We start from the raw sequence: 18099 nt of genomic DNA, 5'->3' as shown, positions 1-18099 counted from the left end.
TATATAAAATAATGTAATTTTTGTAAAGAAGATATGTAAATATAATATTTTAATTAAAATATTAATATAATAAAGATAAATATATTGATTGAAATTCAAATATTATTAAAGGACAAATTATATGAATGAAAAAGCTGTTTTAAACGAATTGAAAAACCTGACCCGGAATAAGGAAGCATGGAAAACAAATATTGATAATGTTGCAGAAAAATTGAATGAAGATTACTCCATTGCAGTTAAAGCAAAATCATTATGGCTTCTTGGAGAAATGGGATTAAGATACCCGATTGAAATAGAATGTCATGTTGAAGATATCATCAGCTATTTGGATGATGATAATCCAAAATTGCGAGAAAGGTCCGTAAATGCAATTGGAAGAATAGGTAGAGCAGTTAAAAATCCCATCATTCCTTATTTGGATAAGCTGATGAAAATGAGATATGATGAATCTGAAAACGTCAGACATGCATTCATTTGGGCCTGTGAAAATATAGCAACAAATGCTCCTGAGCTATTTTGTGAAAAACTTGAAATATTTCATGAAATGATTTCAGATTCTAGTCAAAAAGTTAGGATAGAAGCACCTGAAATGTTTAGAGTAATTGGAAAAAGAAAACCGGAATATGTAAAACCCTATTTAGAAAAACTTGAATGGATAGCAGCAAATGATGAAAATCCAACTGTCCGCATCCATAGTGCAGGTGCAGTTCGAATTACAAAAAAAGCCTTGAAAGAAAGTGAAAAATAATCTTTCACCAATCTTTAAAGTCTTTAAAAGTCATGTTAACTTTAAGAGGAGTTAAACTTGGACATTTATCTACAAAAAGAGCATATCCATCACTTCCTTCTTCATATTCGTTTATAAGATTAGATGTAATCATTATCAAATCATCACTTTCCTGATTTTCATCTAAAGGATAATTAAATATTTCCTTTTGTTCTTCATCAGTATTATCGATTACTCCTTTATCCAGCATTCTGTGTGATAAATAAGTTATCTTAACATCTTCTGAATTATAATTTGATGGAACATTTAAATTAAACAAATCAACATCATCGGGAAATCCTTTATCCATTATCTTTAAAACAAGATCATGGAGAACCTTTTTTGCTAAAGTAAAATCATAATCAATATACCATTCCCCATTTTCGTCCCGCTTATAAGAAGTTTTTGGATCCATAAATAGAGAAACAGCAATTGCAGGAATACCCAAACTGACAGCTTCAAAAGCAGCACATACTGTACCTGATGAAGTCACATCACAACTTATGTTAATGCCTGCATTAATTCCTGTAATTACCAAATCAGGTTTTTCGTCCATAACATAATTTGCACCGACAATTACGCAGTCTGCAGGAGTTCCGGAAACAGAATAAGCTGGACTTCCATCTTCAAGTTCAAAAGAATCAATTTTTAAATGTTTGAATAATGTTATACGGCGCCCTACACTGCTGTTATTTTTATCAGGAGCTACAACAAAGACATTTGCCAAATCTTCAACAGCTTCTTTTGCAGCCAATATTCCAGGTGCAAAAACTCCATCATCATTGGATATCAAAATATTCATACTATCAAAACCTAAAAATCAAATAATGTTTTCTGAGTGATTTTCTTAATATTCAAATCATCATTTAGATAAAAACGATTTTGTAAAGCTTCATTAATCTTATCATAATCCTTAAAATTTAGTATGTCCTTCAAATATTTATAACCATCATATTTTGAAACAATTATCCTATCAAAGTCAAAGGAATCCCATATAGGATAAAAAGCATTAATAACAATATTTTTGCTTAATTTTTCTTGCAATAACAATAAATAATCATAAGTGTTCTTTTTAATCCCACAATGTTGTTTCAATTCATCAATTTTCCATATCGGATTTAAATCCATACAATAATTATTTAAGACATATCCAAGCATTTTTTTATAATTCTCTTTTTTAAGAAAATGTTTAGCCATTATTTCATTGTTGGAAATGTATCTCTCATGATTTTTATCTTCAATAGATTTACCAATATGCAGATTAATAAATTCAATAGGAATATTAGCTTCTTTTTTTCTATAATTACCCATATAAAACTCATTGTATTCATCAAAATAATAATATTGGGATAAATATTCATTAAATATTTTAATCCTTCTTTTTTTATTTTTATAAAATATTTTCGATTTAGAAGACAGATAATAATTATTTCCAAGCAGTTTATTATCCAATATTCTCTTTTCTATCCTTTCTCTTTTTCCTGAAGTTTTTATGCCGTGCTTTTTTAGAATTTTCTTTAAGCTTTTTGTATTGTACTTCTTAAGCTGCATTGAAATTGAATTCATATTGGCATTATTTAGAATATACCTGTTTTCAATCAGATAGTCCATTAAATACTCTTCAGATAATGCATAATTTTTGGAAACATTATCAACAGCTTCATTAATAGAAGCATTACGCTTTAAAATAAGATAAATGAAATCAAAAGTAAATTGTAATTTTGAAATATTATAATTCTCAGGCACATCATTTTGGTATTTAAGGGAATACCTTTCAGAGTAAATATTATTATTGGACATAACTAATGATAATTTTATTAATCATGCTTATTAAAGATAACTAACTTCTCAATTAAAGAATTCCAAAACTACAAAAATGAGAAAAATTAAATATTTTAACAGAGGCGATATCATGAACATATTTATTGATCCGTTGTTGTTTCTTCAATTTTTAAGAGAAATTACTGGAGGAATTTTTGACTCATTTTTTGTAACATGTTCCCTTTTCGGACTAGACATGATAATCATACCACTAATAGCCATAGTATATTGGTGTTTAGACAAAAAATTAGGAGAATATATTCTTATATCTTTAGCAGGTGCTGCTTTAGTTAATGGACTTGCAAAAATTACAGCCTGCATATACCGCCCATGGATTCTTGATTCCAGAATACATCCTGTAAAAGAGGCAATTGCCGGCGCTACAGGATATTCCTTTCCAAGCGGACACACAACCGTGGCGACAACACTCTTTGGTGGAGCTGCAATAAAGGGAAACTTATCCAAAGCTTTAAAAATTGTTTTAATCTGTTGTTTAATACTTGTAGGGTTTAGTCGTAACTATTTAGGAGTACATTCAGTATTAGACGTGATTTTTGCTATAATTTTTACATTTATAGTTTTAATAATCTTTTCCAAATTATTCGATAAGCTTGAGGAAAAGCCTAATCTGGACATTATTATTTCTGTAGTTGGAATTTTAATTTCAATTTTAGTATTAGTGTTTACAGTGACAAAATCATATCCTCTGGATTATGATACTGCGGGCAGATTAATTGTTGATCCTGCAATAATGGCCATTGATACATTTGAATATGCTGGATTGGCTGTAGGTGTATTTTTAACCTGGCCGATTGAAAGAAGATTGGTTAAGTTTTCAACTGACGGCGATACACAAACAAAAGTACTAAGATGCATATGCGGTTATATCTCTCTGGAATTTATCATATATGTAATATTGCCATTATTTGGAAAAACCCAAATCGGAGGCATTTTAAAATATGTTTTGATAATGGCATTTGTAGTTTTAATATATCCTGCAATAATCAAATTTTTCCAGAATCGCAAAAAAAGTTAATAATAAATTGATTTGAGTTTTCCTGTGTTTAACAGAAAAATTCAACTTCAATTTTAAAGCTATTTTTAAAAAAATAATTTAAAATGATTCCAATAAATCATTTAATTCAAGAATCACCTGTTCGAATTTAACTCCATAAGTGTGATTCTCATCACCAATAGTTTTTTCAATAGATTTCTTAGTGAATTCACCGGCAATTCTTGCAGCAGAGCAAGGGGATTTGCCAACCATGGTTGATCCTACAAAGGCTGAAGCAAAAACATCACCTGTTCCGTGAGATACATAATCAATCTTATCGTTATAGACAAATTCCAGACTAGATTCTGCCTTATCCAAAACAAGCATGCCCAGTTTATTTTCCTTATGCGTATCTCCTTTCAGGATAACATATCTTTTGGTGAATGCAGAAAGTTCTTCTGCCATTTCAATCATTTCATCTTTAGTAAATTCTTCTTTCCATGGTTTATGCAATATAAAACAGGCTTCAGTAGTATTTGGAAGAATATAATCCCCCAATTTACAAAGTTCACCCATCTTATCAGCGAATTCCTGGTCGAATCCGTTATAAAATTCACCGTGATCTGCCATGGCCGGATCAACAAATACAAGTCCGCCAGGCTTTAATCTTGAGTTTATAATATCTTTAATATAATCCAATTGTTCCATTGACGCAATAAAACCTGTATATATTGCATCAAAATATATTCCTTCTTTTTCCCAATGTTTTTTAATAGCAGGGAGGTCTTCTGTTAAATCCCTAACAGTAAAATCAGTAAATCCTGAAGTATGTGTGGATAAAACAGCAGAAGGAAGAACTGCAGTTTCTATTCCAAAAGCAGATACTACCGGAAGTGCAACTGTTATGGAACATTGTCCAAAACATGAAATGTCCTGTATAGTTAATATTTTTATTGATTCATCCATTTTCTCAACTTATAAAATTTATTCATAAAATATATTATAATAATTTATATAATATAATATAAAAAGCTTTGTAGTACAATTATGTTCATTAATTAATATGATTTTTTTTAAAATAGTCCAAAAAAAATCAACCATTCCTATATTTTTTTAATTACACTACCTCACACAGAAGCCACATATAAGAAATTAATAATCACATTAGAATATCCCATCAATTATATTTATTTCAACTACGATTAAATGATATCATATCCCAGAATCATTATAAAATATTGCACATTAATCCATTAAATGACAAGATACATTATTTTTAATACAATTATTAAATTCAGATGTATATCTCCACATGAAAATTAAACCCTTTCATCCACTTCATCCCAACCAGGATTAGTTGGTTTTTTAAGCGTTAGATATAATGAGACTGCAAAGAGCACCAAAGCAGTGGAAATTGTAATGATTATTTTATCCAATGAATATGTATTGAATACAGTTAACATTCCACCAATCCAAATTATCATGATGAAAAATGGTAAGACATATTTTACTATAAATAACCATGTTCTGCCAATTTTTATATACCTGGATCTTGAATTTAAGAAATCGACTAAATTTTCAGCTTTATATATCCAAGCAAAGAGTATACATTCTAAAACTATACAAAACAGTCCTGAAATTTGATTTACATATGAATCAATATTCTCAAGTAATGCACCGCCGAATGAAGTTGCAAAAATCATAGATGTAAAAGCACCAATAATACATAAAATAGTTACAGTTTTTTTACGGGATATAGAAAATTTATTCTGAATTGAAAATGATATCGGTTCAATCATAGACAGAATACTGGTAATTCCTGCAATATAAATTGTTATAAAGAATAGTGGTCCGATAAAATAAGCCCACTGACCTAAAATATTTAATATTGTTGGATATGTTACGAAAATCAGTCCGGTTCCCTGATCTATAAGATTTGGAATAGGCGTTGCTGTCTGTAAGGACATGTAACCTAAAATTGAAAAAACACCAATTGCAGCAATATTTTCAAAAATTGAATTTGCTAAAGCTATTATAAATGTATTGGATATAATATCAACATCTTCCTTAAGATAACTGGCAAAAGTTACCGTACCGGACAATCCGATATTCAAAGAGAAAATGATTTGGCCAAATGCCAGCATCCATACGTTGAAATTGAATAAAAGTGACCAGTCAGGATTATATAATTCAGAAAGACCGATTGAAGCTCCAGGCAAGGTAAGTGAAAAAATAACTATTCCAATCATGATAAAAAATAACAAAGGAACAAATATTCTAGATACTTTTCCCAAACCGGATTCCAAATCCTTATGGGATATAAACCAAACAAGTATCCATCCGATGAGAATGGCAACAGCGAGTATTGGAATGAAATTCAATATTCCCATGAAACTGTCTGAAGACTGCATGAGCGTATTTTGAAAGTAAAATCCGGGATTAGTACCCCAGCTTTTAAAAAAGCTTAAAAAAATATAAATTATATCAATACCCAGAATACTTGAATAATAAATCATTATCATCAATAAGGATACTGGAATTAACCAGCCTAAAAATTGCCACCTGGAATCAATTTTTGTTATAGTTTTTGTAAAAGAAGACCTGAATTTAAGTCCGATTCCATATTCCATTATCAAAACAGGAATACCCATTACTAGAATTGCTATTATATATGGAATGAAAAATGCACCTCCACCACTGGAGTAAAGTACATACGGATATCTCCATATATTTCCAAGTCCAACAGCAGATCCTATCATTGCAAGGACAAATGATAATGGACTTCCCCACTGATTTTCACTAGACATGATATTATACCTAAATTCGATATGTTTTTATATATAATTAATGTATTAAATATGTTTGTTTTGATGAATGTTTATTCTTCTTTTGTTAAACTACATTTAGAATGTAAGTAAGCACTTACATTCAAAAAACTTTAAATATGATGTTTATTAATATTATAAGTCAATATATCATAAAGGAGTGAAAAAATGAATTTTAAAATGATTTTAACTTTACTGGTTATAGGATTTTTATTTGCTACTTCGTCTGTTGTAGCACAAGATGTGAATACGAACAATGATTCAGATAATAACCCGAATGATATAATTAAAGTACCAACCCACTATTCACCGAACAAATATACTAATCATGATTATAATTACTCAAAAAATAATTTTACTATTGATTCATTCATATTAAATGGAATTTTGAATCTAACTAACATATTTAAATCAAATGGATTCATAATTCATTTATAATTTTTTATTTTACATTTAAAATTAAAATTTAAAAATTAATTGAATAAACTTATTTTTCTTTAAACATCATAAACAAATAAAAAAAGACATATTGCGTAAAAAATTGTCACCAAAAAAATAAAAAAAGGAAAAAATAACTAGATATATAATCTAGTTATATGTTTATTCGATATTATTCTTTCCTGTTTCTCGCCCAAAAACTACCAAATAATACAAAAATAACAACTAAAAGATATGTTATTGGATTTCCAGAAGCTTTTAATTTGACAGGTTCGACTGGATGTTCTGGAGTTGTAGAATTATTTGTCTCATTAACGATTTCGACAGTAGAGTTAGCATAATTATTATCTAAATTACTATCAGGTTCCTTACATGTGACATTTACATAATTTGTAATAAATCCTTCAACAAGTGCAACACAATATATTGTTAAAGTTACACTTTCACCATTGGCCAAATCACCAATAGTCCATTTACCACTAGTTACATTGTAAGATCCTTTAGATGCATAATATGATGTGAAGTTAACAGTAGATGGCAATACATCAATTGCAACAACATCATGAGCATCACATGGACCATGATTTATAACAGTGATTGTCCAGCAGATAGTATCATTTACATGATATTTATTTTTGTCAGAAACTTTTTTAACTTCTAAATCAACAATAGCGAAAGCTTCAGTTGTATTGTTAGCTTTATTATTTGATTTATTTGAATCTGGTGTAGTTGAACTAACTTCAACAGGATTTGTAATATTTCCTACACTTAAAACTAAAGTTCTAATTGTAAGTGTTTCACTAGACCCTGATTCAAGTCTATCTATTGACCAAATGTTTGTATTCCAGTTATATGTACCTTTAGAAGCATCAGCATTAATTAATTTTAATGAACTTGGAATATCTTCTAAAACAGTTACATCAACTGCAGCACTTGGACCAAGATTAGTTACCCTAATTGTCCAGACTAATTCTTCACCTACAAAGGCTTTTTTAGAGCTAACAAGTTTAATGATTGTTAAATCACAAACCGGAATTACTTCAGTAGTATTGTTTGCTTTGTTGTTTGAGTGATTTGTATCATGAGTAGTTGTGTTTACAACAGCAATGTTTGTAATATTACCTACTTTAATAGCCTGAGTAATTAATTCTAAAGATACAGTATTATTTACATTTAAATCACCAATAGCCCAAATTCCATTAGCATAAGTTCCAATAGATGGATTAACTTTTACCAATTTAAGACCATCAGGCAATATATCATAAACTTTTACATCTTTAGCTGTACTTGGGCCATGATTTACAACCTCAATTGTCCAAACAACCAAATCAGTTACATTAACACTAGATTGGTTAACAAGTTTAGTAATTTCCAAATCACAAACCGGAATTACTTCAGTAGTATTGTTTGCTTTGTTGTTTGATTCATTTGAATCTGGAGTTGTTGTGTTTACAACAGCAATGTTTGTAATAATGCCTAATTTTTCTGCTTGAGTAGTTAATTCTAAAGATACAGTATTATTTACATTTAAATCACCAATAGTCCAAATTCCATTAGCATAAGTTCCAATAGATGGATTAACTTTTACTAATTTAAGACCATCAGGCAATATATCATAAACTTTTACATCTTTAGCTGTACTTGGGCCATGATTTACAACCTCAATTGTCCAAACTACCAAATCATCGACATAAACAATAGAGCTATTAACAATTTTAGTAATTTCTAAATCACAAATTGGATTTGCAACAGTTGTGTTATTTGCTTCATTGTTAGTTTTATTTGGTTCATAAGTACTAGTATTCACAGTAACAATATTTGTTTTAACTCCTTCAATTAAGATTTTAGTAACCAAAACAAGGGAAACAGATTCGTTTGATCTTAACTCACCAATCTCCCAAATCCTAGTTTTTTCATCAAATCTACCATCAGCTGTATATGAACTAATAATTACAACACCCTCAGGAAGAGCGTCTTTAACTATAACATCCAAAGCGGTAGAAGGACCGACATTAACAACATTAATAGTCCATTCCACATTGTCTCCAACGCAGACAGATGAAGCATTAACTGTTTTGTTAATGATTAAATCGCAAATAGAGTTAGCAACAGTAGTATTATTTGCCTCATTGTTTGTTTTATTTGATTCGTTAGTAGTGGTATTTACAACAACAATATTGGTAATAGTACCGTTTCTTAATATTTTAGTAACCAAAACAAGGGAAACAGATTCGTTTGATCTTAACTCACCAATCTCCCAAATCCTAGTTTTTTCATCAAAACTACCTTGAGAAGGAGGAATGAAACTTGTAATCACAACACCTTCAGGCAAGAAGTCTTTAACATAAACATTTTGAGCAGTACTTGAGCCAACATTAATCACAGAAATAACCCATTCAACAGAATCATTAACATAAACTTCAGAAGCGTTAACAGTCTTGTTAATTATTAAATCACAAATTGGATTTACAAATGTTGTGTTATTTGCTTTATTATTATCTGTTCTGGATTCATTAGTAGTTGTATTGACAACAACGAAATTATCTTTTCTGCCTTCACTAATAACTTGAGTAATTAATACAATATTTATTGGATCATTTGCTTTTAAATCGCCAAGTTTCCAAATTATATTATTACCTTTTTGCTCATAAGAATGAGAGCTGTAAGTTATTATGATTCCATTAGGCAACATGTCTTCAACAACTACATCTTCAGCAGTTATAGGGCCTTTATTTACAACAACAATAGTCCATTCAACAAAGTCATTTACATATACATTTGAAGCATTTACAAGTTTTTTGATTTCGACATCACATAAATTATTTTTAACAACCGTAGTGTTGTTTGCGGATTTGTTATCTGTCTCATTACTTGATGCATTAATTGTGTTAATTAAAGTACCATTTACCAAAGTAGTAAACCAAACAGTAAAGTTAGCACTCTCATTAGGAGCTAAAACACCATTATAAGTGAAAACATCACCAGACATAGACCAAAGAGACTTATTATCGAAATCAACTAAAGTCAACTCATTAGCATTATAAATTTCAGTAACAACAACATCACTTAAATCACAGTCACCAGTATTGGTTACAACAATCATGAAGTAAATATTGTCACCAACGTAAACTGTAGTATTTAATGCTATTTTCTCGACGGTCATATCAGGATTATAAACTGTAGTATTATTATTAGCAGTTTTATTATCAGTTTCATTACTTGATGCATTAACTGTATTAATTAAAGTACCATTCACCAAAGTCTTAAAGAAGATAGTAAAATTAGTACTTTGACCAGCAGTTAAATTACCATTATAACTGAAAATATCACCAGATCTAGACCATTTACCTTCTTTATCTTTAATATTCAACAAAGTTAATTCATTAGAATTATAGATTTCTGTAATTTTAACATCAGACAGATTACAATTACCAGTGTTTGTAACAACAATCATGAAAGTAACATTATCTCCAACAAATACAACTTTATCAATAGTAAATTTATCAACAGTCATATTTGGACGAATGTGAGAATTAATTATTGTAATTTCAGAAGAATTATAACTAATTGTAGTATTATAATCCTCTACAGCAAGTTCAACTATTGTATAATTAATTGCTAAACCATTCTTATTAACCGGCAAATTACCGAAAGTAAACTTCCAACCTTTAGTAGCATTTAACATGGTTTCGTTAACTTTAACACCATCAGCCAATAAGTAAACTGTTACATTATTAGGTCTGATATGATCATAGTCATTTTCATCGTTCCAGACTTTTGTAACATTAATTTCAGTAAGATTAACCTCATGAGTATTAGTAACAGTATAATTATTACCAACATTAGTTATCTCTTTAGTATAACCTGCAACATCAAGCTCTTCAATTGAATAAACAATTTTCTGACCTTCTTTATAAACAGGTAAATTACCAAAAGTAAACTTCCATCCTTTAGTAGCATTTAACATGGTCTCATTAACTTTAACACCATCAGCCAATAACTGAATAGTCACATTATTAGGTCTAATACCATCTTGATCATCAGAATCGTTCCAAACTTTAGTAACATTTACTTCAGTACTATAAACATTAGTTTTATTGTTAGAAGTTTTGTTATCTGTCTCATTAGATGTAGCATTTACAGTATTGATTAAAGTACCATTTACCAATGTCTTAAAGACAACAGTAAAGCTTATGCTAGAATCAACACTTAAAATACCATTATAAATGAAAACATCACCAGATTTTGACCATTTATCCTTATTAGTCCAATCTTTAAACTCTAACTCAGTAGAATTAAATATCTCAGTAATTTTAATATTGGTTAAATTACAGTCTCCAGTGTTAGTAACAACAATTATGAATGAAACGTTTTCACCAAGATTTACAGTTTCATTTAATGTTATTTTTTGAACAGTCATGTTTGGTTTGTAAACTGTTGTATTGTTGTTTGCCGTAAATACTTTTTCTTTTGTTTCATTGGTTGTTAAATTAACTGTGTTAATTATAGTACCATTCACCAATGTTTTAAAAGTAATAGTAAAGCTAGCACTCTGATTTACACCTAATTCACCATTATATTTGAAAACATTACCTTCTTTAATCCATGTTGCATTATTGGTATGACCAACATAGCTTAATTCAGTGGAATTAAAGATTTCAGTAATAGTAACATTATGCAAAGTGAAATTATTAGTGTTATTTACAATAACAACAAAACTTACGTTTTCACCAAGAATAACAGTTTTATTTACAGTTAACTTTTTAAGTAAATTGTAAACTACAGTAATATTGGAGGCATTAATAATTCTGCTTCCAGTTTCATTAGTAGTTAAATTAACTGTATTAATTAAAGTACCTACTTTTAATGTTTTAAAAGTAATAGTAAAGTTAGCACTTTGATTAGCTGCTAAATCACCATTATACTTGAAAACATCACCTTCTTTAACCCACATATCCATATTAGTATGATTAACATACACCAATTCAGTGGAATTAAAGATTTCAGTAATAGTAATATTATGCAAAGTGAAATTATTTTTGTTATTTACAATGACAACAAAATCAACATTTTCACCAAGAACAACAGTTTGATTTACTGTTAACTTTTCAAGTAAGTTATAAACCAAAGTTTTGTTTCTTGTAATGAATGATCTATTTCCTGTTTCATTAGTAGTTAAATTAACTGTGTTAACTATAGTACCTAATTTTAATGTTTTAAATGTAATTGTAAAGTTTGCACTTTCATTTGTTTTCAATTCACCTTTATAAGTGAAAACATTACCATTTTTAATCCATACGTCTGAATTTGTATGACTAATATACTCTAATTCATTAGAATTAAAGATTTCAGTAATAGTAACATTATGCAAAGTGAAATTATTAGTGTTATTTACAACAACTACAAAATCAACATTATCTCCTAAAAGAACTGAATTGTTAACTGTTAACTTTTTAACCAACTCATTTACTACTTCAAATGTAGTGTAGTTGAAAATTGCAGTATAATAGCTACTTTCTCTATATATTGCACAAATTGTATAATTTCCAGTATCAAGAATACCCAAAAAGTTATTGAGTACTACATTAATTGTACCATTGATATCAGTTTTATTAATGTTATACTGGTTTGTACCACTTGCACCATATTCAAATCTTGCTATTTCTACACCTGTTCCATTGTAATCATATTCACCAGTAGTTTCATTGTAAATGAAATTACCAGTTCCATTGTAAAGAACCAATGTGATTACTTGATTGTTTTCGAAATCATAAATGTATATATCATCAGGATTAGGACCGACAACAGGAGCCATATCTCTATTTGGGGTTGTTTTATTAATTACTTCTCCATCTACAGTATAAAATAGATAAGTAATATTGTTAACTAAAATATCACTTTTACCATCCCTATTATGGATAGCATTAGCAATATTATCTCCTCCTCGAAGTCTAACACTAATACCTATATTATCAGTTTGATTGAATTTAGTGTTATTTTCAGGAGTAATTGGTAACCAATATGAATATGCTTGGTTATCAGCGAAATGTGAGTCATGAATTCTTAATGTAGAGTTTTGTACATATATTGAAGAACCATTAGTTCCAGTATTATTATAAAATTTTCCCTCAATTTCTGCATTCTGAGAATTAAAAATATGGAAAACACCACCTTCACCCCTATTCATGTTAATATCACCATTAGCATGATTACTGATAAAGGTAGAATCTTTAACTATTAAATCTTTTGCATCACTAATAGCTGCAAAACCACCATTTTGAGCAGTATTATTCTCAGCATATAAATCTTCAATATATAAATATTCACCATTGGTAAATATTCCACCACCATTTGCAAATGCACTATTTGAGGATATGTTATTATGGGTAAAGTTAGTATTTTTTCCCTCAACATATACTCCTCCACCTGCAGGGTTGAAAGATGAATCGCCGTCTGCATGGTTATCAGTAATGTTATTGTAAATAAATTTACAGTTATCCCCTGTAATACTAATTGCACCGCCATAAATAGCAGTGTTTTCAGAGAATGTACTATTTTCAATAGTAGCATCATTACCATCGATATATACAGAACCTCCAGACATAGCTTCATTATTCATAGATGTAATATTTGTAAATCTGTTATTATTTCCAGAAATAGCTATTGCACCACCGAACATTGATGCTTCACAATCAGAAATTTCAGCATTCATAACCTTACAATTATCACCATCTACATATATTCCACCACCAGAATCATCAGCAGTGTTATTATCTGCAGTCACATTAGTAATGGTACATGTATCACCATCAACATATATACCACCACCATATTTGCCGGCTTCATTTTCAGATGAATCCACATTAGTAATTGTACAGTAATCTCCTCCAATATTCAATCCACCACCATTTAATGTAGCTTTATTGTTATCAAAAGTTGAATTTTCAACATTTGTATTTGCTCCACGAATGAATGTGGATCCTCCACGATAAGCATCATTATTATTAGAGGTAATGTTAATCAAATTAACATTGTTACCATGAATATGAATTGCACCACCAGTACCTGAATCTTCTAAACTTCCATCATAGAAAGCTTCATTGTCATTAAAGGTGGAATTCATGATTAAAACATCACTACATAAAATATAAGTGGAACCTCCTCTTGAAGCGATATTATGATTTGATGTAACATTATCAAAAGCAACATAACTTCCTTCACCGTTACTTCCTTCAATATAAAATGCTCCACCGTCTTGTGTTGCATTATTATGAGAAGCAACGATATTTGTGAAATTACCTTTGAAATATCTGCTTTTATCACCCATAATATATGTTCCACCACCAACTATAGCAGTGTTGTTTTCATAAGTACAATTTTCTACATAACCTTCCCTTAAAATATAGAAGTCGAGACCTCCACCCCTATATTTTGCAGAATTGTTATATAATTCACAACCATACATTTCTACTTTGTCTATATCATAAACGTGAACCGCACCACCTTGGGATACAACATCATCTTCAGTATAGACATGACCTTCAGGAAGTGTATCGGTAGCAGTGTTATTAATGAATTTAGTGTCTTCAATGTAAAGTTCCGGTTTAATACTTCCTTCCATGGTTAAGTCAATAGCACCACCATTTCCATTGAAAGCAACATTATGTTTCATTTCAGAATCTTTAACATTAACAGCACCTCTTAAAGCACCACCGTAGCTTCCTCTATTTGAATCAAAAGTACAATTTGTTATATGAGTTACAGTATTATAACACCATAATCCTCCACCACCAAATTCACTGTCTGTACCACCAGCATCACCAGTAGCATTGTTTTTAATGAAGGAACAGTTATCAAAATTAACACCACTTCCAGTGGAATAACTTTTTACTCCTCCTCCACCTCTTCCAGCAGTATTTTCGGTGAAAGTTACATTATTGAAGTTTAATGCATAGGTATTATGTTGTATAAATATTGCACCACCATCATTGGATGCAGCATTATTTGAAAATGTTGAATTATAAATGTCAATATTATTAGAGCCATCAGCAATATAAACAGCACCACCATCGTTAGCAACACCATTAATAAAACTGATATTATCCAAATTAACATTGCTGCTGTGAATATCAAATATTCTAGATTTGCCTTCTGCATCTAAAACAGCACCATTACCTATAATTGTGATAGATTTATCAATATCCATATTCCCATCAATATCATTTAAATATGTGATATTTTTTAGAACGAGAACTGTTCCTGGATCTGCATTATCAATTGCATTTTGGATATCTGAAAATCCATTACCTTCAACTATGACAACACCAAATGTACCTTCTTTAGATTTTCCATCCAAATAGGTAGCATTATATTTATAGGTGTCAAGAGGAAGATGAGCATAATTATAGACAATTTGACCATTACTATCAGTTGTATCAGTAAAGGTCTCAACATAATCTCCATTAGAATCATAAATGTCTAATTTAATTTCCTCATCAACTAAAGGAATAGTACCGCTTGGTTTTCCTTCAATATTACCAACAACAGCATTTGACAAATCTGTCGCTAAAGTTAAAGTTAACTCAGGATATCCTCCATCAACATTTAAATCAGAAACTCCTTCAAAATTACAATCAGAAACTTTACCATCACTGGTTCCTTCACAATAGATTGCAGTACCTGATGTAGCAGAATTTCCTTTAAAAGTACAATTGTTAATATCTTCATTATGACAATCATTACCAATATAAATGGCACCACCATTTTCAGCATTACCGTTTATAAAAGTAACATTTTCCACATACACATTATTGCTATTGATATTAAAAACTCTAGATTCACCTTCTGCATCTAAAACAGCACCATTACCGATAATTTTAATAGGATTACCGATAATCATGTTATTGTCAATATCATTTTGATAAGTGATATCTTTGAGAATAATAACTCCTCCAGAATCTAAACTATCAATTGCATTTTGAATATCAGAAAATTTGTCTCCTTCAACTTCAACAGTACCAAAAGTACCTTCTTTAGATTTTCCATCCAAATAAGTAGCATTATATTTATATGCTCCAACAGGAAGATGAGAATAATCATAAGAAATTTGACCATTATCATCAGTATTTTGAGTATATGTCTCAACCAAATCTCCATTGGAATTACGGATTTCTAATTTAATTTCCACACCAGCAAGTGGAACAACAGATCCACTAGGTTTACCTTCAATATCACCAACAACCATATTTGAGGCATCCATTGTTAAAGTAAAATTTAAATATGGATATTCACCATCAACACTTAAATCAGTGACACCTTCAAAATTACAATTAGAAACTCTACCATTAGCACCATTTGCAGCATAAATAGCTGTACCTGATGTAGCAGAATTATCTTTAAAATTACAATAACTCATATCAGCATTATAACAGTCTTCAAGAATGTAAATAGCTCCACCTTGATTAGCAGCAGAGTTACTTGTGAAATTACAATTTGTTAAGATTGCATCATCATTACCAATATAGAGGCCACCACCATTATTAGCAGTATTTTCCTCAAACTCACAATTTGATGCAGTGAAACCTGATGATTCAGCTTGAATTGCACCACCAGATGCTCCACCACCATTCTTTTTAAATTTAGAATTATTAACAGAAGTGGAAACACCAGTACTTTGGATTGCACCACCAAAACCGTAAGCGACAGTCAACATATTATTGGTGAAGTTACAGTTATCAATTAATAAATTTGCACCAGTATTATAAATAGCTGCACCATAACCAGCTTTGTTATTATCAAAATTACAATTTGTTATTTTAGAATTATCACCGGTTACTGATAATGCACCAGCATGATCATTATTAGTTAATGCATTACCAGTGAAATTACAATTATCGATAATAGCAGTACCATAAACATCAACTGCTGAATTAGTTCCACTATTATTAGCAATAATACAACCACTAATTTCAGCATTAGCTCCACTATAAATAGCTCCACCAGTATTTTGAGTGAAATTTGAATTTACTACATTTGTAGCACCTTCACTGTAAATACCACCGTAGCCATTATTTGAAGCAGCATTTCTATCAAAAACAGAATTTTCAACAGTTGTTGTTCCTCCACTGTAAACAGCACCAATATTTTTATTATTATATTGAGTACCAGTATAACCTTTGAAAACAGAATCAGTAATTTCTACATTACCAACACTGTAAATACCAGCACCTGCATTATCAGTGAAATTTGAATTTACTACATTTGTAGTACCTGCACTGTAAATAGCTCCAGGATGATTATTTGTGAAATTACAATTATTTATATTAGTAATACCCTCGTTATTAATGAGATAGGTTACACTCCAACCGGGATCATTATTATTATCAAAAATACAATTATTAAAATTAGTTGTACCAGTAGTGTGAATTAAACTACCTGACACATAATTTTCCTTGAAATTACAATTATTAAATTCAGAATTTGAACCCATTAAGTAAATTGCAGTACCTGGATTACCCCAAGCACCTTTATTATTAGTAAAATTACAATTTTCAATAATAGTATTAGTAGCTAATGACTCACCAGTTATTGCACCACCATTAGAATCTCCGGCATTAGTAAATTCAATATTTGTTAAAGTAATTCCAGATGCATTTAATTTAAATATTCTACCCCCATTTCCATCTAAAGTAGAAATACCATTAGGATTTGCTAAACTGCCACCACTAATAATAATTCCATTAGTATTAAGAGTAATATATTTTGTTTCTTGTGCTTGCCATGTTGAACGATAATTTGTATTTCCTAAATAAACAATATCTCCAGATTCTAATTGAGTTGTATCAAAAAAATTTTGAATATCATCAAAGGAAGAACCTGAAATTTCATATGTTTGAGCAGACAATACGTCTGCAGATTCGACCATTGGAACCGATAACACACCACCTCCCGATGTCGTCGCTATCGTATTATTCAACGTCGAATCTTCTACTGCACTTGCAGCCCCCATCAAAGATACGAATAAGAACAATATCAAAATAAAAAATATCGATTTGTATTTCTTATTTTTGATAAAATCTCCTCCCATCATACAATTTTTTACTTACACATATGATAAACGTAGTTTATCACACCGACCTGGATTAAAAATCCAGATAAATGTAAATAAATACATATTAATTCATTTTATTAAACAAATAGCATTTTTAAATCCAACACGTTAGATAAAATATCTATTTAATTTAAATTTACCTTTT

General features: G+C 29.9%; 8 protein-coding genes. 3 read left to right on the top strand and 5 right to left on the bottom strand.

The features are described 5' to 3' along the window. Positions 1–121 precede the first annotated feature (121 nt). Positions 122–748 (top strand): HEAT repeat domain-containing protein, encoded by a 627-nt coding sequence (locus ACKI5C_RS10600; RefSeq protein WP_407433082.1) that lies wholly within the window; start codon positions 122–124, stop codon positions 746–748. Between the two features lie 4 nt (positions 749–752). On the opposite strand, the gene surE is transcribed toward ACKI5C_RS10600, so the two are convergent. Together surE and ACKI5C_RS10590 are read right to left on the bottom strand one after the other, a co-directional pair. Then, on the bottom strand, positions 753–1568 hold the full coding sequence (gene surE / locus ACKI5C_RS10595) for a 5'/3'-nucleotidase SurE (RefSeq protein ID WP_407433081.1): 816 nt from the start codon (positions 1566–1568) through the stop codon (positions 753–755). An 11-nt stretch (positions 1569–1579) separates the two neighbouring features. Beyond that, a complete protein-coding gene (locus ACKI5C_RS10590) occupies positions 1580–2566 on the bottom strand; it encodes an SAP domain-containing protein (RefSeq protein ID WP_407433080.1) in 987 nt (328 codons plus the stop codon). Positions 2567–2678: 112 nt separating this feature from the next. Here ACKI5C_RS10590 and ACKI5C_RS10585 point away from each other — a divergent pair, with 112 nt between their 5' ends. Further along, on the top strand, positions 2679–3623 hold the full coding sequence (locus tag ACKI5C_RS10585) for a phosphatase PAP2 family protein (RefSeq protein WP_407433079.1): 945 nt from the start codon (positions 2679–2681) through the stop codon (positions 3621–3623). Between the two features lie 78 nt (positions 3624–3701). Here the strand turns inward: ACKI5C_RS10585 and ACKI5C_RS10580 are convergent, their stop codons facing one another. Together ACKI5C_RS10580 and ACKI5C_RS10575 are read right to left on the bottom strand one after the other, a co-directional pair. After that, positions 3702–4547 carry a pyridoxamine kinase gene (locus ACKI5C_RS10580; RefSeq protein ID WP_407433078.1) on the bottom strand — a complete coding sequence of 282 codons (846 nt, stop codon included), beginning with the start codon at positions 4545–4547 and terminating at the stop codon, positions 3702–3704. Between the two features lie 353 nt (positions 4548–4900). Further along, complete coding sequence (locus ACKI5C_RS10575; RefSeq protein ID WP_407433077.1) at positions 4901–6388, bottom strand: sodium-dependent transporter; 1488 nt, start codon at positions 6386–6388, stop codon at positions 4901–4903. A gap of 186 nt (positions 6389–6574) precedes the next feature. Between ACKI5C_RS10575 and ACKI5C_RS10570 the strand changes: the two genes are divergently transcribed. Beyond that, positions 6575–6844 (top strand): hypothetical protein, encoded by a 270-nt coding sequence (locus ACKI5C_RS10570; RefSeq protein WP_407433076.1) that lies wholly within the window; start codon positions 6575–6577, stop codon positions 6842–6844. 172 nt (positions 6845–7016) lie between these two features. Here ACKI5C_RS10570 and ACKI5C_RS10565 read toward each other — a convergent pair whose 3' ends face one another. Then, complete coding sequence (locus ACKI5C_RS10565; RefSeq protein ID WP_407433075.1) at positions 7017–17879, bottom strand: Cna B-type domain-containing protein; 10863 nt, start codon at positions 17877–17879, stop codon at positions 7017–7019. Positions 17880–18099: the final 220 nt, after the last annotated feature.

This window comes from Methanobrevibacter sp., assembly GCF_045646045.1.
GTDB lineage: Archaea > Methanobacteriota > Methanobacteria > Methanobacteriales > Methanobacteriaceae > Methanocatella.
The sequence above is the reverse complement of the archived record's forward strand: the minus strand, read 5'-3'. Positions and strand labels throughout refer to the sequence as shown.